18 protein-coding genes are annotated in these 17,959 nt (G+C 44.2%); 10 read left to right on the top strand and 8 right to left on the bottom strand.

Annotated features, from left to right (window positions below):
* Positions 1-10 precede the first annotated feature (10 nt).
* The 6 genes from C7475_RS10170 to mutY all read right to left on the bottom strand — a co-directional run bounded on the left by C7475_RS10170 (position 11) and on the right by mutY (position 6,040).
* Entirely contained in the window at positions 11-1,387 is a 1,377-nt protein-coding gene (locus C7475_RS10170; protein WP_110053250.1) for a LutB/LldF family L-lactate oxidation iron-sulfur protein, read from the bottom strand.
* 124 nt (positions 1,388-1,511) lie between these two features.
* Positions 1,512-2,102, bottom strand: coding sequence for a DUF3109 family protein (locus C7475_RS10165; RefSeq protein ID WP_233259816.1), 591 nt, complete (start codon positions 2,100-2,102; stop codon positions 1,512-1,514).
* Between the two features lie 78 nt (positions 2,103-2,180).
* Complete coding sequence (gene gldD / locus C7475_RS10160) at positions 2,181-2,777, bottom strand: gliding motility lipoprotein GldD (RefSeq protein WP_110053248.1); 597 nt, start codon at positions 2,775-2,777, stop codon at positions 2,181-2,183.
* Between the two features lie 29 nt (positions 2,778-2,806).
* Positions 2,807-4,168, bottom strand: a complete 1,362-nt coding sequence (gene gldE / locus C7475_RS10155) for a gliding motility-associated protein GldE (RefSeq protein ID WP_233259815.1) — start codon at positions 4,166-4,168, stop codon at positions 2,807-2,809.
* A gap of 170 nt (positions 4,169-4,338) precedes the next feature.
* Positions 4,339-4,794: a single-stranded DNA-binding protein gene (locus C7475_RS10150; protein WP_110053246.1), complete on the bottom strand. Its 456-nt coding sequence runs from the start codon at positions 4,792-4,794 to the stop codon at positions 4,339-4,341.
* A 181-nt stretch (positions 4,795-4,975) separates the two neighbouring features.
* Positions 4,976-6,040, bottom strand: a complete 1,065-nt coding sequence (mutY, locus tag C7475_RS10145) for an A/G-specific adenine glycosylase (protein ID WP_110053245.1) — start codon at positions 6,038-6,040, stop codon at positions 4,976-4,978.
* 572 nt (positions 6,041-6,612) lie between these two features.
* Between mutY and C7475_RS10140 the strand changes: the two genes are divergently transcribed.
* From C7475_RS10140 to C7475_RS10125, 4 genes are all read left to right on the top strand, one after another.
* A complete protein-coding gene (locus C7475_RS10140) occupies positions 6,613-6,900 on the top strand; it encodes an HU family DNA-binding protein (protein ID WP_073084475.1) in 288 nt (95 codons plus the stop codon).
* A 23-nt stretch (positions 6,901-6,923) separates the two neighbouring features.
* A complete protein-coding gene (locus tag C7475_RS10135) occupies positions 6,924-7,760 on the top strand; it encodes a lipopolysaccharide assembly protein LapB (protein WP_110053244.1) in 837 nt (278 codons plus the stop codon).
* Between the two features lie 433 nt (positions 7,761-8,193).
* Positions 8,194-9,744, top strand: a complete 1,551-nt coding sequence (locus C7475_RS10130) for an Rne/Rng family ribonuclease (protein ID WP_110053243.1) — start codon at positions 8,194-8,196, stop codon at positions 9,742-9,744.
* A gap of 158 nt (positions 9,745-9,902) precedes the next feature.
* A complete protein-coding gene (locus C7475_RS10125) occupies positions 9,903-11,555 on the top strand; it encodes a murein L,D-transpeptidase (RefSeq protein WP_110053242.1) in 1,653 nt (550 codons plus the stop codon).
* Positions 11,556-11,612: 57 nt separating this feature from the next.
* Here the strand turns inward: C7475_RS10125 and C7475_RS10120 are convergent, their stop codons facing one another.
* Positions 11,613-11,993 (bottom strand): RidA family protein, encoded by a 381-nt coding sequence (locus tag C7475_RS10120; protein WP_110053241.1) that lies wholly within the window; start codon positions 11,991-11,993, stop codon positions 11,613-11,615.
* Positions 11,994-12,054: 61 nt separating this feature from the next.
* Here C7475_RS10120 and C7475_RS10115 point away from each other — a divergent pair, with 61 nt between their 5' ends.
* From C7475_RS10115 to C7475_RS10090, 6 genes are all read left to right on the top strand, one after another.
* Positions 12,055-12,735 (top strand): 3-hydroxyacyl-CoA dehydrogenase family protein, encoded by a 681-nt coding sequence (locus C7475_RS10115; RefSeq protein ID WP_110053240.1) that lies wholly within the window; start codon positions 12,055-12,057, stop codon positions 12,733-12,735.
* Positions 12,736-12,749: 14 nt separating this feature from the next.
* On the top strand, positions 12,750-13,427 hold the full coding sequence (gene tsaB / locus C7475_RS10110) for a tRNA (adenosine(37)-N6)-threonylcarbamoyltransferase complex dimerization subunit type 1 TsaB (RefSeq protein WP_158286474.1): 678 nt from the start codon (positions 12,750-12,752) through the stop codon (positions 13,425-13,427).
* 294 nt (positions 13,428-13,721) lie between these two features.
* On the top strand, positions 13,722-14,081 hold the full coding sequence (locus C7475_RS10105; RefSeq protein WP_012788619.1) for a helix-turn-helix transcriptional regulator: 360 nt from the start codon (positions 13,722-13,724) through the stop codon (positions 14,079-14,081).
* Between the two features lie 231 nt (positions 14,082-14,312).
* Entirely contained in the window at positions 14,313-15,734 is a 1,422-nt protein-coding gene (locus C7475_RS10100; RefSeq protein ID WP_370445417.1) for a rhodanese-like domain-containing protein, read from the top strand.
* A gap of 16 nt (positions 15,735-15,750) precedes the next feature.
* Positions 15,751-16,641, top strand: a complete 891-nt coding sequence (locus C7475_RS10095) for an SDR family oxidoreductase (RefSeq protein ID WP_233259814.1) — start codon at positions 15,751-15,753, stop codon at positions 16,639-16,641.
* Positions 16,642-16,714: 73 nt separating this feature from the next.
* The gene (locus C7475_RS10090; RefSeq protein ID WP_110053238.1) at positions 16,715-17,047 is read left to right on the top strand and encodes a BON domain-containing protein; all 333 of its coding nucleotides are present in this window, start codon (positions 16,715-16,717) and stop codon (positions 17,045-17,047) included.
* Between the two features lie 38 nt (positions 17,048-17,085).
* Here the strand turns inward: C7475_RS10090 and C7475_RS10085 are convergent, their stop codons facing one another.
* Entirely contained in the window at positions 17,086-17,955 is an 870-nt protein-coding gene (locus tag C7475_RS10085; RefSeq protein ID WP_110053237.1) for a lysophospholipid acyltransferase family protein, read from the bottom strand.
* Between the last annotated feature and the right edge of the window lie 4 nt (positions 17,956-17,959).

Genomic DNA, 17,959 nt, shown 5'->3' with positions numbered 1-17,959 from the left:
TAAAAAGATACTACTTTTTTCTTTCTTTCCACAACTGGTTAAAGGATTTTGGTGCAAAAACAGGCAGTTCCCTGTTATCTCCCCATGCCTCTGAAAAGAACTTTTTCATGAAGAAGTTCTTGGAGTTGCCTCCTACGAGGTTCATCATCCTCCTACTCAGACTGGCCTGTTTCCAGCCAAACCAGGACATTTTTTCTCCGCCGGAAGTATGGTTCTCTTCAACGGCTTTATGGCGATTATGAAGCAGTAATTCGTGAATATTGATCCTTACAGGGCATACCTCCGTGCAGTTTCCGCAAAGGGAAGATGCGTAGCTGAGATGCATGAATGAATCCATTCCCTGCAGATGCGGGGTAATGACTGAACCAATAGGACCGCTGTAAGTAGTACCATAACTATGGCCGCCTATATTTTTATAGACAGGGCAGGCATTCAGACAGGATCCGCAACGGATGCAGTAAAGACTTTCACGTGCTTCTGTGTCTTCCAGGATGTTGGTTCGGCCATTGTCCATTAGTATAACATACATCTCTTCAGGACCATCGATCTCATTTTCCTGCCGTGGGCCGCTAAAAATGGAATTGTAAACTGTTACCTGCTGACCGGTGCCATAGGTAGCCAGTAAAGGCCAGAACAGCGCGAGGTCATTGATGGATGGCAGCATTTTTTCAATACCCACCAGCACAATATGTGTTTTAGGAAAAGCAGTGCTCAACCTTGCATTGCCCTCATTCTCGGTCACTGCCACGCCGCCTATGTCAGCAATTATGAAGTTAGCGCCCGTAATGCCTATTTCCGCATCCAGGTATTTCTGCCGCAGCCTTTCCCTGGCAACCATGGTGAGTTCCTGGGGAGTGAGGTTAGGAGGAGTGCCTAATTTTTCGGCAAATAGCTGTGCTACGTCTTCCTTGCTCTTGTGCATTGCTGGAGTAACGATATGATAAGGCGGTTCGCCGTCCAGCTGCTGGATATATTCCCCGAGATCCGTTTCTACACATTTTATGTTATGCTTGGCGAGGAACTGGTTCAGATGTACTTCCTCTGTAGCCATAGACTTGCTTTTTACAATGCTCTTGCACTGTTTGGCCTCACAGATGGCGAGGATCTCGTCAAGCACCTGTTGTGAGTTCTCTGCCCAGATCACCTTTCCACCACGGGCGGTGAAATTTGTTTCAAACTCTTCCAGGTGTTTATCCAGGTTTTCCAGTGCTTTCCACTTAATATTCTTCGCTCTTTCCCGCGCAGTATTCAGGTCGGCAAACTGCTGCTTGCCGGCTTTAACAGCCGTATTATACTTACCAATATTATAATTAATCGTCTGGCGATGACTGAGGTTTGTCGCTTTCTTCTCACTGTTTTCAAGAAAAGTGGAGGCATTCTGATGCATAAGCTGTCGTATTGCTGATTCGGAATTACAAAACCCATACCGGTTTACAACACACCGGAAATGATTAAACAACAATTAGTACTGGTAAAGATAGGGAAATGCAGGATAGCAGCTGCAGGGACTGTTAATCGGCCTTATACTGTTTTGTGGCGATTTTGTCCAGCACCTGGTAAAACTCCTCTCCGTATTTACGGATCAATGCATCCCGGAGGAAACGGTAAACTGGCACACGCAGGCTTTTACCGTTCTTGCAGGCCGGTTTGCATACGTCCCAACGGTCGTAGTTCAATGCCTCAAAAGATTCATATTTCGTTACCCTGATAGGATAGAGGTGGCAGGAGATAGGCTTCTTGTAGTCTATTACACCGTCGTTAAAGGCTTTCTCTATGCCACAACCTACAATGCCGTTGGCGTCGATATTAGCATATGCGCAGATACCTTTATTGACAATAGGCGTAACATAACCATATTCATCATCGATGGTATTAGTGCCTGTGTTCTCAATTTCAGCGATGCCATCGGGACGCAGGTAAGACTTGATCTTCGGATAGATCTTCTTCAGGATCTTTACTTCCTCCTTGTCCAGCGGCGCTCCGCAATCACCTGCAACACAGCAGGCGCCTTTACAGGCTCCCAGGTTACAGACGAACTTTTCCTCAATTAATTCGTCGCTGATGTACTTGTCGTCAATGATGATCATAATAAAACGATGCATGACCGTCCGGATGCGTTGGCATGAGCCGCCGGGCGGGTATTCCTTTAAAGACGCAAAGGTACGAAAATAGTAAATGGACTATCGCCACTTCAGTGTTTCCACCATGTGCCACATATCCTGCTGTAGAAATTGCTGTACGGGAGCCAGGGAGTCCGCATTGGGAGTAGCGTCAAAATAAAGGGCGCCTCGAATAAAGTGCTGGCTGGAGTCGGTGGCATAAAACTGTTTGGCGGAGGCGGCATTACCACCTACGTCATAGAAGAGGCCAGTTACATGAAAAGGTGTATTGATGGTCTTTTCTTCTATATATTCAGCCTTATAGGTGTGTTTATAGGTCATTTTAAAGGCGTCGTTCACCAGCTGCTGGAAATCGTTCTTGCCGCCTTTACCGATCTCTTTATAACTCATATAGATCTTACCGTTCAGTGAGGGGAACTCCACATTGATCCAGTAAGGATTTTCGGTTTTCTCGCCGAAGAACAGGCTGTCCTTCACGATGTTGGCATATGCAGGATACTCGAAGGTGTATGGATAACCGGGATTGTCAAATACACGGTATTCCCTTTTGGGAAAATTGATCTGAAAATAGCCACGCGGCTTTGGCGTGTATGTTTCCTGACAGGCAGAAAAGGCCAGCAGTAGCAGCAGACAAATGGTGTTCCCGGTTAATTTCATAGTTGCTTCTTGTAGTTAAAAGTCCTGCACTAATTCTCGTCTTCCACATTCTGTCGGATGGTCACCTGTACTTTCTGTATCCTCATTTTGCTTACTTCCAGCACGGTGAAGTCATATTCTTCGTGGGATATTACGCTGTTTTCTTCAGGGAACTTACCTGCCAGTTCCAGGATCAGCCCTCCGATAGAGTCACTTTCGCCCTTCACTACCTCGAAGGTATCCGGAGCGATGTTCATAATACGGCAAACGTCATTAAGCATGGTCTTGCCTTCGAAAACGTAGGTATAGTTGTCTACTTTGCTGTAGTTAAACTCTTCTTCGTCAAATTCGTCTTTAATGTCACCGATCACCTCTTCTACAATGTCTTCGAGGGTGACAATACCCGAAGTACCACCAAATTCGTCCACCACAACGGCGAAATGCATACGCCTTGTCTGGAATTCAGACAAGAGGTCTTCGATGAGTTTATGGCCGTGGACGAAGAACGGTTGCCGCATTACGGTATGCCAGTCAAAGCTTTTGCCTTTATCGAGATGTGGGAGGAGGTCTTTGGTATGGATCACGCCCACGATGTTATCAAGGTTGCCTTTATAAACCGGTAAACGGGAGTAATGGAGATCTGCCACTCTTTTTACGACGACGTCAAAAGAGTCTTCATACTCGATACCGGATACGTCCAGGCGGGTATGCATGATCTGTTTAACGGTGATATTGCCGAATTTGAGGATGCCTTTCAGGATGTTTTTCTCCTCCTGGGAAGCAGTAGGATCTACGCTCATTTCAATAGCCTCGTCTATTTCCTGGTAGTTTACGGCGCCGCTGCCTCGGTGAAAGAAGCGGGCTTCTATGCTTTCGCTGAGGCTTACATAAAAGTCGCTTACCGGTTCCAGGGTAGCATGTATTATGCTGACAAACCAGGCGAAGTAGGTGGCAAATCTGATATTATTCTGAGCTGCCCATACCCGGGGAAGTACCTGGCCGAAGAAAAGGAGCACGAAGATGATGATGGCTATACGCACCACGAAAGATACCACAGGAACGGTCTGAAGGTCCTCCATCTGAGTGATGAGATAGCTGGTGACCATAATGAATGCCAGGGATAAGAGGATACCTGCGATCTGGAGAGAGGCCAGCAGAGAACGGGGCTTTTCCAGGAGTTTGGTGATCAGCTTACCGCTGGTATTCTGCCTTGTTTTCAGGGCGTTCAGGTCTTTATAGTTCAGGGAGAAGAAGGCTACTTCAGCACCGGAAACGATAAAAGCCATGAGGAGAAGTACGAATATTACAAGCAGATAAATAACCACGTTCGGAGTGGCGATTGGCGCCGCTGCTTGTAACAGGGTAAGCTTACCAGATAGAATGCTTGCCGGATAGGTGTACAAATTGTTCAACTTTGACGTGATAAATATTAGAACCCCCAGCATATAGCAAAGTAAGTTCCAAAAAAATGGGAAAGTAATTCAGGTATTAAATTGAATCGCTTTCCCTATATGCAAATATAAGTAATGTCCCATAAAGGGATTATCAATCAAGAAAGAATTAGCATTTTTTAATTGGATAGTTAAAAAGGAAGATCGTCCGCTGTATCGTTTAATTGGGGGGGGATTTCCATATTGGGGAAATTGTCACCAGTGTTGCTGCCTGTATTGCTATGATGTATGGCATGTTCGGAGTTGTTCATGTCCATGCGTTTGTCCAGCATAACGAGGTTGTCGCCCACTACCTCAGTGGCAAATTTCTTATTTCCCTCTTTGTCTTCCCAGCTGCGGGTACGGAGGCGTCCTTCAATATAAACAAGACTTCCTTTGTGAAGATACTTTTGGGCCAGTTCAGCCAGTCCGCGCCATAATACTACTGTATGCCATTCTGTTTGGGAGATAAGTTTGCCAGCCCTGTCCTTGAATGTTTCTGTCGTCGCCAGGGAGAACTTGGCTACAGCAATATTACCTTCTAAAAACTGTACATCTGGATCTCTACCCAAGTTGCCAATCAGGATTACTTTATTAACACCTCTCATTGTTGCAGGTTTTAATCTATTGATTTTAAACTATTGAAAATATACGCTTCTTATAAATGAACAACCTTTCTAAAGTTAATGTTTTTTTCAAATCGACAGTGAAAATTTTACCATATAGTTTTTAGCTCAAATACCTTGCCGCAGCAAGTTGAGCGCTGTTGGTACACAGTAACTTTTCGTATCAGAATAGGGTAAGTTCCCTGTTGTTGAGGAAGTCTGTAATGGTTTTAGGAAAGGCATAGCGATTTAGTTGATCTCTTGGAACGGCGGTGTAGCCGGGGATTTCAGGCTTTTTACTAACTGATAGCATGTGGAACTGGCTGTAAATGGTTTGATGTGTAAGCTGCTGCTTGAATGTCCCGGAAGCCGCATCCATGTTGTAACGTATATCTTTCATTATATCTTTAAAGGCGGCTGTAGATTGTAACGCTGTCAGGTCTTCCGGCCTTGAAGTTTCAATCAGAATGAACTCGTGTAGGTTCTGCCAGATGTCGCTTTCCGTACGTTTACGGATGTAAACGAGGTCTTTATACTGTAATACAATATAATGGAAGTACCGCTTTTTAATAACCAGCTTTTTAGACTTAACAGGCAGCAGGCCGGTAAGTCCCAGATGGTATGCCTTACATTTCCCTGAAAGGGGACAGGTACTGCAGGCGGGTTGTTGAGGTTTGCATACAACAGCACCAAAGTCCATAATAGACTGGTTATACGAAGCCGACTCGCCATGAGGCAACAGTTCCTGCGCGAGTGCTGAGAATTGCTTTTTGCCCGCCGTACTGTCTATAGGAGTGTCTATATCAAAGAAACGGGACAGCACGCGGAATACGTTACCATCCAGGACGGCATGGGGCAGATTGAACGCAAAAGAGGCAATGGCGGCAGCCGTATAGGGGCCAATGCCTTTGAGCGATTGTATTGTATCGTATGTGTTAGGGAAATGCCCATGGTATCCCGACACGATCTGTTTGGCAGCAGCCAGCATGTTTTTACAGCGGGCATAATAACCCAGACCTTGCCAGAGGCGGAACACTGCTTCTTCCGGCGCCGCCGCCAGGTCCTTTACGGTCGGGTAATTGAGTATGAACTGCTCATAATAGGCCCATCCCTGTTCCACACGTGTTTGTTGGAGAATAATTTCAGACAGCCATATCCGGTAGGGGTCTTTCTCACCTTTCCATGGCATGGAGCGGGTGTTCTCATGCTTGTTCCATTCCAGGAGAGCGTTCGTAAAAAATTGCTTCATTTCTGCAAATATAATGGGATGGAGGGAAAGGGGGACAAGGTGGCGGAAGGGTGGTGGTACCGAATAATCCGGATTCGTAAAAATGTGGACCAATTCTGTTGGAAAAACACCGGCATTGCATTAGATTTATTTTTTATAATATTCAGCTGTAGCCGTTTTGCAGTGAATTTGAACAGAACTTGTTGAGCAATAGACGAATATGCCGGAAAACGCGTTATAATAAGCAAAGACCTTTTATTTGTTAATGCCTGATCTGGATAGATCTTTTTCCATTAAGTCAAGAAAAAAAAGGCTAAATGAATATTATTTTTTGTATATTCGTTAATGAGTGGTTTAGTGAAATATTGTGATTACCCTAATGGAAAGTGTACTTGTACTGGGTTAGAGCATGGAGTCCCTCTCTTTTTCCGGTTGCCCGTTATTAGAGTTTAGTGCGTATTACTAAGTGATTTACAAGCAGATATATTATATAAAACACTGGTATAAGAAAAAAAGATAAAATTTATTTGCTTAAAATTCAGCAATTAAAAAAAAATAAATAATTTTGGGACAAGTAATCCTTCGCTTCAATTATGAGAAAAGCTGACTTAATTAACAATATTGCTGAAAAAACCGGCATACCTAAAGTAGATGTGTTAGTAACACTAGAAGCCATGTTTAAGGAGGTCAAGGAAGCGTTGGCTAATGGCGAGCATATCTATATCAGGGGCTTTGGTAGCTTCATTACGAAAAAGAGAGCTGCTAAAATTGGCCGTAACATCAAGAAAAACGTTGCCGTTGAGATTCCGGAACATTTCATTCCAGCCTTTAAGCCTTCGAAAGAATTCGTTGCAGAAGTAAAGAAGCTTAAAAGTTCGTAATTTTGCAGCCTAATATTTAAGGCGTGCAAAAATCACAGATTCTCCTGGTCGGTGCCGCAGCGACAATACTTGTTGTATTGGTAGCGTTTGGCCGCACCGTACCTCATTCGGATAAAAAAGCGATGCCAACTGCCACTCATATGCATGAGGGTCAGGAGGGAAAAACTATTGCCTTCGACGAGTTGCTGGCTACGGCCAAGCAAAAAGTCCCAGCTGAAAAATTAATCTATATTGCCCGCCTTGAGAGCATAGGCCGTGGCGATGTTAAGAACCAGCAGATAGCCGCTTACAAACAATTATATGCCTCCTGGGATAGCTTGAACCAAGCGCCCATAGCTGCGTATTATCTTGGCGAATCCGCCAAGTTGGAAAATTCCGAAAAAAGCCTCACCTTTGCAGCCAATTTATTTTTAGAACATCTGGAACACGCAGAGGACCCTGCTGTAATGAATTGGGAAACCAAACAGGCCATCGGCCTGCTGGATAAAGCTATCACGCTTAGTCCGGGTAATGATTCCCTTAAAATAAAACAGGCACTCCTGTATATGAATACAGAGCCTATGGTAGGTGTCCAGAAACTCAGGGATGTGGTAGCAGCCAATCCTGATAATGCAGAAGCTCAGATCACATTGGCAAATCTTGCTATTCAGTCAAACCAGTTTGATAAAGCCATAGAAAGGATGGAGACGTTTACACAGAAGCATCCTGACGAGGCTAAAGCTGTATTTGTATTAGCAGAAGCTTATCGCGGCAAAGGTGATGTGAAAAAAGCAGTTGAATTGCTGGAAAAATGTAAGACACTGTTACAGGATCCCTCACTAAAGGCTGAAATAGATAATTATATCAAGAGTATTAAATAATATTCATTTTTTAAACATTTAAAAACTTATTAGCGTATGCCTTGCGGTAAGAAAAGAAAAAGACATAAGATAGCAACTCACAAACGTAAAAAAAGACTGAGAAAGAACCGGCATAAGAAGAATAAGAAATAATTTTCTCCTGTTTCCCGCCATTTATACTAACCAGGTTTTATTTGCGGCGCGGTGATCGGACAAAAATTTTTATATATCCTGCATGATTTTAGCGATTATTATTAAATTGCTGGAGTCATGCAGGTTTTTCCACAAATCCCGCTTAGAATTCCGGATATTACCTGCTGATCGCTAAACCCTTAAGCAATCCATCATCACGTATGCTGGCGTTTCGCCAGCTGTAATCTGGTATGCAGTAAGCTGTTGTTAAATAGCCGTGCATAACTCAAGGTGAAGTTATAATGGTTAAAATTTTGGACGCTTGAACAAGGAACTTATTATAAATGCGGCACCTACCGGTGTGGAAATAGCGTTGCTGGAAGACAAGAAATTGGTGGAATTGCATCACGAAAGCGGCAATCCTAACTTTTCTGTAGGGGATTTATACCTGGGGCGGGTCAAGAAGTTAATTCCCGGCCTTAATGCGGCTTTTGTGGATGTAGGATTTGAAAAAGATGCCTTCTTACATTACACAGATCTTAGCCCATATATACGTTCTATACTAAAATTTACCCAGCAGGCTATTTCAGATAAAACCCCCGAGGGGTTTGATTTTACAAAGTTTAAGAATGAGCCGGAAATCGTAAAGACCGGCAAAATCACAGACGTGCTGGGCGGAAAGCCCAATATCCTGGTGCAGATTCTGAAAGAACCTATTTCCTCCAAAGGTCCCCGTCTTAGTTGCGAGATTTCTCTACCCGGAAGGTTTATCGTGTTAACACCCTTTAATGACATTGTTGCTGTATCTAAAAAGATACATTCTTCCGAAGAGAGAAAGAGATTGCAGAAGATTGTAGAGGCGATCAAAACACCCAATTTCGGTGTTATCGTCCGTACGGCGGCCGAAGGAAAGAAAACGGCAGAACTGCATGAGGACCTGACCACTCTGGTCGAAACCTGGAAAAATATCCAGGCTAATCTGCGTGCGGCACAGCCTCCGCAGAAGATCCTGAGTGAACAGGCTAAGACAACCAGCATATTACGTGACCTTCTTAACGAGAGCTTTAACCGCATCGTGATCAATGACAGGAACATGTTCACTGATACCAGGGCCTATATTCAGAAAATAGCCCCTGAAAAACAGGACATCGTTCAACATTATCACAACGGAGCTCCTATTTTCGACCACTATGGCGTGACCCGTCAGGTAAAAGCTTCCTTCGGGAAGACAGTCAACCTGGACAGCGGTGTATATCTTATCATAGAGGCCACAGAAGCATTACATGTCATAGACGTCAACAGTGGATATAAAAGCTCCAGCAATAACCAGGAACAGAATGCCCTCGCATCCAACCTGGAAGCTGCAGCAGAAATAGCCCGCCAGTTACGCCTGCGTGACCTGGGCGGTATCATCATCATCGACTTCATTGATATGAAGTTGCCGGAGAATAAGAAAGTAGTTTACGAAGCCATGGAGAAATTCATGTCGCAGGATAGGGCTAAACATACCATCCTGCCTATTTCTAAGTTCGGCCTGATGCAGATCACCCGCCAACGTGTGAAACCCGAAGTCACTATCTCCGTTGCAGAAGATTGCCCTACCTGTCATGGTACCGGTAAAATAGGCGCTTCCGTATTGATCATTGACGAGATCGAGAAGAACCTGCAATACCTGATCAATCATCAGCATAAAGGTCTTACCATCAGGGTACACCCTATATTTTATGCCTATCTGGCTAAAGGATTCCTTACCTCCCGCCGGTGGAAATGGTACTTCCAATACAAGAAATGGGTCAAGATCAAAGCTGACTCCAACTACCATCTTACAGAATATCGTTTCTTTGACGCCAACGAAGAAGAAATCAAATTATAATTCCATCCTAACTGCTTTATCTAAAACGCTTAACACAATATTGTGTTAAGCGTTTTACATTTGTGGCGTCAAACATTTTACGGGTACGGCTGTTGTTCTATGAAATGAGCCACCCGCCAGGGGACAATCTAACAGATCATTAAAACTCCATCGCGTTTATGTCTTTGCGTTACACGTGTTATTTCCTATTGTCAGCGACAGTACTGCTTTCCTCCTGTGGCGAAGGCCGCAAAAAAAGAAAAGGCCGGGACAGAGATACCAGCCATTATACTCAACAGGAATATATTGACCTTAAATTGGACAGCAATCTCGTAAACGGCTTCCTGCAAGGAGATACAGCCTATGCAGACTATATCAGAGACTTTTACAGGCAACGGGATTTTCACTATGCATGGATTGGTAACGACGGACAGCTCACCGAACAGGCGGGTAACTTTATCAATATGATGAAAGCAGACGCTGATTATGGGTTAAATGATAGCTCCATCATCAGTAAACCGCTGCGTGAACTCTATGATACACTGCTGATGGAAGGAGAGATGTTTCGGAGGGGAGATAAAGCCATACCCAGGGCAGAACTGCTGCTTACCGCCCAGTTCTTTGCCTATGGTAATAAGGTTTGGAGCGGGCTGACTTCCGATAGCGCCAAATCACTGGAATGGTTCATTCCCCGCAAGAAAATAGATATGCAAAGCCTGCTGGACTCTATGGTCAATAAACCAGCTAACGCTTTTGAGGAACCAGTGAACAGGCAATATAAATTATTAAGGGATCAGCTGAAGAAACTGGCAGTACTGGAGAAGGCGCCATGGGATTCGCTGAAAGCATCCCGTAGACTATATAAACAAGGCGATAGTGACAGCATCGTTGCAAAGGTGAAACAGCGCCTGCATATACTGGGCGATCTTACTGCTGCTGATACTTCACAATTCTTCACACCCTTACTCGATACGGCTATACGCAACTATCAGGATAGGATGGGGCTTAAGACCGACGGCACCATTCAGCCTGCATTGCTGAATACACTGAACGTATCGCCACACAAACGTATCCAGCAGATCCTGATCAACATGGAACGCATCCGCTGGATGCCAGCGGATGCGCCGGCTGAATATCTGCTGGTAAATATTCCCGCTTTTAAATTATACGTGTACGATAATAATAAACTGGACTGGAGTTGTAACGTAGTAGTGGGGAAACCGGGTGCCAATACTGTTATTTTCAGCAATGAAATGAAGTATGTGGTATTCAGCCCTTATTGGAACGTGCCTCCAGGCATCCTGGTAAATGAGGTATTACCTGCCATGAAGCGGAACCCGGGTTACCTGACCCGTCAGAATATGGAAGTAGTAACTGGTAGCGGTGGTCCTGTAAATGCTGGTTCATTGAACTGGGCTAAATATTCCGGAGGGAACTTCCCTTATATCATACGGCAGAAGCCTGGCGGAAAGAATGCGCTGGGTAAAGTAAAGTTCCTCTTCCCGAATGAGTACAATATTTACCTGCATGACACGCCTTCCAAAGGATTATTCGGCGAAAACAAGCGTACCTTCAGTCATGGCTGTATACGTGTATCAGAACCACAGCATCTGGCGGAATGGTTGTTACGTAAAGATTCCACCTGGACGCAACAGAAGATAGTAACTGCGATGAATGGGAGTAAAGAAAAGTTCATCAGCCTGAAAGAGAAGGTTCCGGTGTATATCGGATATTTTACAGCTTTCGTGGACAGCAACGGCAGGCTGAATTTCAGGGATGATGTGTATGGGCATGACGCACGACTGGCGGCTACGTTATTTGGCGCAAAATAGCTGCCTGCTGAATATATAGAGACAGATAGCCTTTATATAGGCTATCTGCCTTTTAAATTATTTGCTGGCGATCACGGAGATCTCAACATTCACACCCTTAGGCAAGCCAGCCACCTGAACGGTTTCACGGGCAGGATAGTCGCCGGAGAAATAAGAACCGTATACTTCGTTGATCTGTGCGAAGTCATTCATATTCATAATGAAGATGGTCGTCTTCAGTACATTATCGAAGTCCATGCCCGCCTCAGAGAGAATACCTTTCAGGTTTTTCATCACCTGGTGCGTTTCGGTTTTGATATCATCCAGTACCAGTTGGTTGGTGTCCGGATTCAGTGCTATTTGCCCGGATACAAACAGCAGCTTACCTGACTGTATGGCCTGATTGTAAGGACCGATAGGGGCAGGTGCATTCTTTGTGTTGATGATATGTTTTTCCATGGGCGTAAAAATAGGGTCTTATTATTAGTTATTAATTAATAGGTTTGCGAAAATTTTGCACATGAATATCCTCGTTATAGGAATGGAGCCACTTTATGCTGCTTTCCTTCAAAAGGGTGGTTTAAGTGGGCACCGGGTGCAGCAGGTTACTACGGCAGAACGTATAGCGACGCTGGAAGATTTCGGGCTGGTCATTGACCTGGATTTTGATGAACATTTGGAGCGGGCCGGTATTTATGCAAAATATCCGCAGGTGCCGGTTCTGGCGTCAATTGTAAAAACATCACTCGCTGATGTGATGAATAATTACGCATTTGAACAGGGTTTTAACCTGATCGGCTGTAACTGGTTGCCAGGATTTGTGGCCATGCCTGTTACAGAAGTTTCAGTAATAGAAGAAGAACAGAAGCTCCAGCTGGTGCATATTATGAATGAATTAGGCTGGAAATATGAAATAGTGGAAGACCGGGTAGGATTAGTTACGCCCAGAGTAATATGTATGATCATTAACGAAGCATACATGGCTGCTGAAGAAGGTACTGCATCCAGAGATGATATCAACATCGCAATGCGGCTGGGAACAAACTATCCTAAAGGGCCCTTCGAATGGTGTGAAGAGATTGGCGTCAGACAAGTATATGGCGTGCTAAATGCTGTGTATAATGCGACGGGCAACGAACGATATAAAATAAGTACTTTATTGGCACAGGAAGCGGGTATAGACGTAACCGCCGTGAAATAATTAAACTGTATACATTGTCTTTAATACTGCATATCGATACTGCTACTTCAGTTGGTTCTGTTTGCCTTTCAAAAGATGGGCAGCCTTTACAGACATTAGTGAATGATAAACAACAAGACCATGCTGCCAGTATGGTATTGTTTATTCAGGAGATCATGCGTCAGCAGCAGGTAACACCGAAAGACCTTGATGCTATTGCCGTTAGTGCGGGCCCGGGTTCGTATACCGGATTACGTGTAGGTGTGGCGACTGCAAAAGGTCTGTGCTATACCTGGGAAAAACCATTGATAGCAGTATCCACATTACAGATGATGGCGCAAGGCGTATTATCTGAAGTGAGAGACGCTGATGCCTTGTATTGCCCTATGCTGGATGCTCGCAGAATGGAAGTATATACTGCTGTATATGACGCTTCTCTGAATATTACAGTAGCCCCGCATGCGTTAATACTCACAGCAGATGCTTTCAGCCAACAAATAGCAAAAAAGAAGACTTATTTCTTTGGTAATGGCAGTGATAAATGGCAGCAATTGATGTCGCCACATGTAAACGCCTTGTTTGTTCCTTATATATTAAATGCTGCGGATATGGTGCCGCTGGCTACTGCAGCTTATGAACGGAAAGCATTCGAAGATGTAGCTTATTTCAGTCCCTTTTACCTCAAACCTTTCCACTCTACAATGAAGAAATAGGTCATTTGTAATGTAAAAAATGACCTTCATTTCCATGATAACAGGCTTTTTATGTCTTATCAAGAAGCGTAATCCCTACACTTACGTTAATTTGTGTCATGGAAATGTCAAATTATGTTTATTTGGCAAGTAAACGGCATCCATATATTAAAAAATAAGGTATAGAAGTTTTTTTTATTACGACTAATATTATATTTTTGTATAAATCGATACCCGGTTATTGTTTTCTAACAAGTTATGGGTTTACTGTCCGTTGATCCCTTTCATTTCATCATTTTTTAAAACTATTATGCGATGGAAAAAACATTATTAACGACCTCTTCTAATACTCTTATTATTTCTAGAGGTACCAATGAAAAAGACCAAATTAAATTGGATTACATTGCCGTTAAGAAGGCAGCTATGGTTTTGCGTGCGATAAACCATAAGTTGCGCCAGCAAATGATTAAGTTGCTGGAAGATCACAAAAAAATGACAGTAACTGAAATCTACGTTAAGCTGCGTCTCGAGCAGTCAGTAGCTTCACAGCATCTGGCTATTCTGCGCCGTGCCGGCATTGTGATTACAGAGAGAGATGGTAAATTCATTCACTATACGATCAACAAACAACGTATAGCTGAAGTTGCCAAATTCGTAGAGGAGCTGGTAGGCTAATCTGGTTTTGGAGTACTGGTCGAACAGAGTACAAAAAATATTTGAGCCTAACTAAGAGTAAGTAAAAGAACTTTTAGTTAGGCTCTGATTTTTTAAATGCATTTGTATGTCACCGCGACATGCAACAAAGCATTAGGTTTTATACCGGTTATGCAAATAACGGGACACAATTTTGTGCCATATACATATGGCCTTTTTGTCAGATGTTCCTCCGCGGATAAATCCGTAAATTTGCAGAAATCAAAAACCATGTTCGTCAAGCAACTTTATACTAATTGCTTATCAGAAGCTGCCTACTTTATTGAGTCCGGGGGAGAAGCTGTTGTGATAGATCCTTTAAGGGATATAGATGCTTACCTTGATCTGGCTAAAGAGCGTAACGCTACAATAAAGTATATTTTCGAAACCCACTTTCACGCAGATTTTGTCTCGGGACACCTTGACCTAGCTGCTGCTACCAATGCTCCTATCGTTTACGGACCGGAAGCTGTTACCAACTTTCCGATATATCTCGCTAAAGACGGGGAGAAATTCACTATTGGTAAACTTACCCTGGAAGTATTACATACACCCGGTCATACACTTGAATCTACCTGCTACCTGTTAACTGATGAAGCAGGGCAGCCTCATAGCGTATTTACCGGCGATACACTTTTTGTTGGAGACGTTGGCCGTCCTGACCTGTTCAGTGGTAATCTTACCAAAGAAGAACTGGCCGGATACCTGTATGATTCTCTGAATAACAAGATCAAAGTACTGCCCGATAATGTGATCGTATATCCTGCACACGGCCCAGGCTCTTCCTGTGGTAAAAATCTGGGGCCTCACACCTACAGCACACTCGGTGATGAAAAGAGTACAAACTATGCATTGAAGGCTACCGATAAAGAGGAATTCATCAAAGAAGTAACTTCAGGCCTTAATACGCCTCCTTCCTATTTCCCCATTAATGCCCGTATCAATAAAGAAGGATATGATGCATTACAGGCAGTAATGGAAAAGAGCAACCGTCCATTATCCATCGCAGAATTCAAAGAGAAAATGAAGAACGAGGTCCTGATCCTTGATACGCGTCCGGCAGCGGAATTTGCTGAAGGATTTGTACCAGGTTCCCTCAGTATCGGCCTCGAAGGACGTTTTGCTGAATGGGCAGGCAGCCTGTTGCCATTCGGTGAAGAGATCATATTAGTGACCAGTCCCGGTAAAGAAGAAGAAACCATAGTACGTCTTGCCCGTGTTGGGTTTGACCATGTTGCCGGTTACCTGGAAGGTGGTTATGAGGCCTGGATAGATGCAGGAGAAGAACGTGACCTGATCATCACAGTTGAACCAGATGAACTGGCAATGGATCTTCCGCATGATCATAACCTGGTAATTGTGGACGTGCGCAAGCCTGCAGAGTATGCAGACGGCCATATCGAAGGTGCGATGAATATCACGCTCAGTGATATGACAGACCCCGGAAATCTGGCTGATTTTGACGATAATCACAATCTGTATGTACATTGTCAGGGTGGTTACCGCAGCATTATTGCCTGTTCTATGATGAAACGGGAAGGTATTCACAACCTGCGTAATGTGGAAGGTGGTTTTAATGCTATGAAAAATCAGGAAGGCTTGAAGGTTGTTCAAGAAAAGAACGTATTAAACTAATATTAAGATATTGAAAATGAAAGGTCCCGCAGTATGTCTGCGGGACCTTTTTGTTTTTGCAGGTATGCTTTTTGACCCTTTATTGGAAAACCATGTAATGGGCAAACTTTTAGACGGACAAATTGCACTTGTTACCGGCAGCAGCAGCGGTATAGGTGCCGCTATAGCCAGGGCCTTCGGTGAAGCCGGCGCCAAAGTGATAGTGAACCATCACAGCGACAAGAGCCGGAAGGCTGCAGAAGAAGTACTGGAAAAGATCAAAGCTGCTGGTAGCGATGGTTTTGTGCAGCAATGTGACATCAGCAAGGAAGAGGAGGTGAAAGCCATGTTTGCGGAAATAATTTCCCGCTTTGGTACGGTCGATATAGTGGTGGCCAATGCTGGCATCCAACAGGATGCCTCACTGCTGGATATGACCCTTGAACAATGGAATAAGGTGATCGATACCAATCTTACAGGTCAGTTCCTTTGCGCAAGGGAAGCCGCCCGGGAGTTTAAGCGACGGGGAGTAGTGGAAGGACGTTCAAAAGCTGCCGGTAAGATCATCTGTATGAGTAGTGTGCATGAGGTAATACCATGGGCAGGCCATGTAAACTATGCTGCCAGCAAAGGTGGCGTGAAACTGTTGATGCAGTCTATGGCACAGGAGCTGGCCCCGCATAAAATAAGGGTAAACAGTCTGGCGCCCGGTGCTATTAAAACCCGTATTAACGAAGATGCCTGGGATACCCCGGAAGACGAGAAAAAGCTATTGGAATTGATCCCATATGGTAGGGTGGGAGTGCCTGAAGATGTAGCAAAAGCAGCGGTGTGGCTGGCCAGCGATGAAAGCGATTATGTAACAGGAACTACACTTTTTGTGGATGGCGGTATGACATTGTATCCCGGGTTTGCGGATAATGGTTGATTAACAGTAGTTTGCGACAGAACAATCCTGCAGTCTAGCATGTTATTTGTTTTAAAATGTTAAACTTTTAACCATGAAATGTAGAACTTTCCTGATGGCTGGAATGATGTTCCTGGCCGTATGCTTATTTGCTTGTCAGCCTAGTGACACAAATGTTCAGCAATCCGTTAATGAGAAACTGACGGCTACTCCGGGTGTCAGTGCTGAAGTGAAAGAAGGAGTGGTAACCCTCAGTGGTGAAGTACCTGACGATGCGTCTAAAATGGCTGCAGAAGATGCAGTTAAAGGCGTAAGCGGGGTAAAAGCCGTTACAAATAATATTATGGTGCAGGCCGCAGTTCCTCCGCCACCCCCACCAGCAGCTACTGACACATCTATGATGAAAGACAGTACTGCTACGAAATAGATTGATCAGCTGAATTGACCAGCATGTTGCCGGTCAATTCAGCTTGTTTGTTCCCCTCTGTATTCATGTTTCCACCTTCTGTGACTCCATACCCATACTTGGGGTTGTTCACGGATATTCTGCTCCAGGTATTTTACAAACGATTCGGTAACTGTTCCTTCAGGTACAGCAGATGGCTCTTCAAATGCCAGTTTGAGCGTGGCATGATAATACCCTCTCTTGGTTTTCCGGATGTCCACAAATACTACAGGAATATCACTTCTTCTGGCGGTCATTTCAGGCCCTTTATAGAAAGCTGTCATCCTGTTCAGGAAAGGGTACCAGTAACTACGCCGTGGATTACCAGGGTTCTGGTCTGCCACCAGCGCAATAAGATATTGTTTATTGATCCACGGCTGCATAGCCTCCTTAATGTCATTCGCAGGCAGTAATATGCTGCCCGACTTTTCACGGAAGTGCCGGAACATACGGTCGCCCGCTTTATTGGTCAGCGGCATATAGACTACAAGAAATGGAAATTTTACGCCCTGCATGCAGAAGAGGTTCGCCCATTCCCAGTTGAAATTATGGCCCAGATGCATCTGGCAGCTCTTGCCTTGTGCATATAGCTGATGGAGGACAGAGAGATCGCACGTAAAACGACGCTGCAATTCTTTAGGGCGCATGGTCAGCAGTTTGATGGTTTCCACCATCATATCTGTGAGATTGAGATAGTATTTCTTCGCCAGCCGGGTGATCTCTTTGGGAGTCTTCTCCGGAAATGCCTGACGCAGATTGTCGAATACTACTGACTTGCGGTAACCAACAATGTAATAAATGATCAGGTATAAAACATCACTTATGCGATATAATAACCATAACGGCAATATTGAAATGCCGTACATAAATACCAGTAACAAATAATACATGTCA

This window comes from Chitinophaga sp. S165 (assembly GCF_003182155.1).
Lineage (GTDB): Bacteria > Bacteroidota > Bacteroidia > Chitinophagales > Chitinophagaceae > Chitinophaga.
Note: the sequence above shows the minus strand (reverse complement) of the source record. Positions and strands in the feature narration are given on the sequence as shown.

Bases quoted from the DNA above. Each gene is read 5' to 3' on its own strand.
- C7475_RS10170 (WP_110053250.1), bottom strand. From the start codon at position 1,387: ATGCATCAGAATGCCTCCACTTTTCTTGAAAACAGTGAGAAGAAAGCG.
- C7475_RS10165 (WP_233259816.1), bottom strand. From the start codon at position 2,102: ATGCATCGTTTTATTATGATCATCATTGACGACAAGTACATCAGCGAC.
- gldD (WP_110053248.1), bottom strand. From the start codon at position 2,777: ATGAAATTAACCGGGAACACCATTTGTCTGCTGCTACTGCTGGCCTTT.
- C7475_RS10150 (WP_110053246.1), bottom strand. From the start codon at position 4,794: ATGAGAGGTGTTAATAAAGTAATCCTGATTGGCAACTTGGGTAGAGAT.
- mutY (WP_110053245.1), bottom strand. From the start codon at position 6,040: ATGAAGCAATTTTTTACGAACGCTCTCCTGGAATGGAACAAGCATGAG.
- C7475_RS10140 (WP_073084475.1), top strand. From the start codon at position 6,613: ATGAGAAAAGCTGACTTAATTAACAATATTGCTGAAAAAACCGGCATA.
- C7475_RS10125 (WP_110053242.1), top strand. From the start codon at position 9,903: ATGTCTTTGCGTTACACGTGTTATTTCCTATTGTCAGCGACAGTACTG.
- C7475_RS10120 (WP_110053241.1), bottom strand. From the start codon at position 11,993: ATGGAAAAACATATCATCAACACAAAGAATGCACCTGCCCCTATCGGT.
- C7475_RS10115 (WP_110053240.1), top strand. From the start codon at position 12,055: ATGAATATCCTCGTTATAGGAATGGAGCCACTTTATGCTGCTTTCCTT.
- C7475_RS10105 (WP_012788619.1), top strand. From the start codon at position 13,722: ATGGAAAAAACATTATTAACGACCTCTTCTAATACTCTTATTATTTCT.
- C7475_RS10095 (WP_233259814.1), top strand. From the start codon at position 15,751: ATGAAAGGTCCCGCAGTATGTCTGCGGGACCTTTTTGTTTTTGCAGGT.
- C7475_RS10090 (WP_110053238.1), top strand. From the start codon at position 16,715: ATGAAATGTAGAACTTTCCTGATGGCTGGAATGATGTTCCTGGCCGTA.
- C7475_RS10085 (WP_110053237.1), bottom strand. From the start codon at position 17,955: ATGTATTATTTGTTACTGGTATTTATGTACGGCATTTCAATATTGCCG.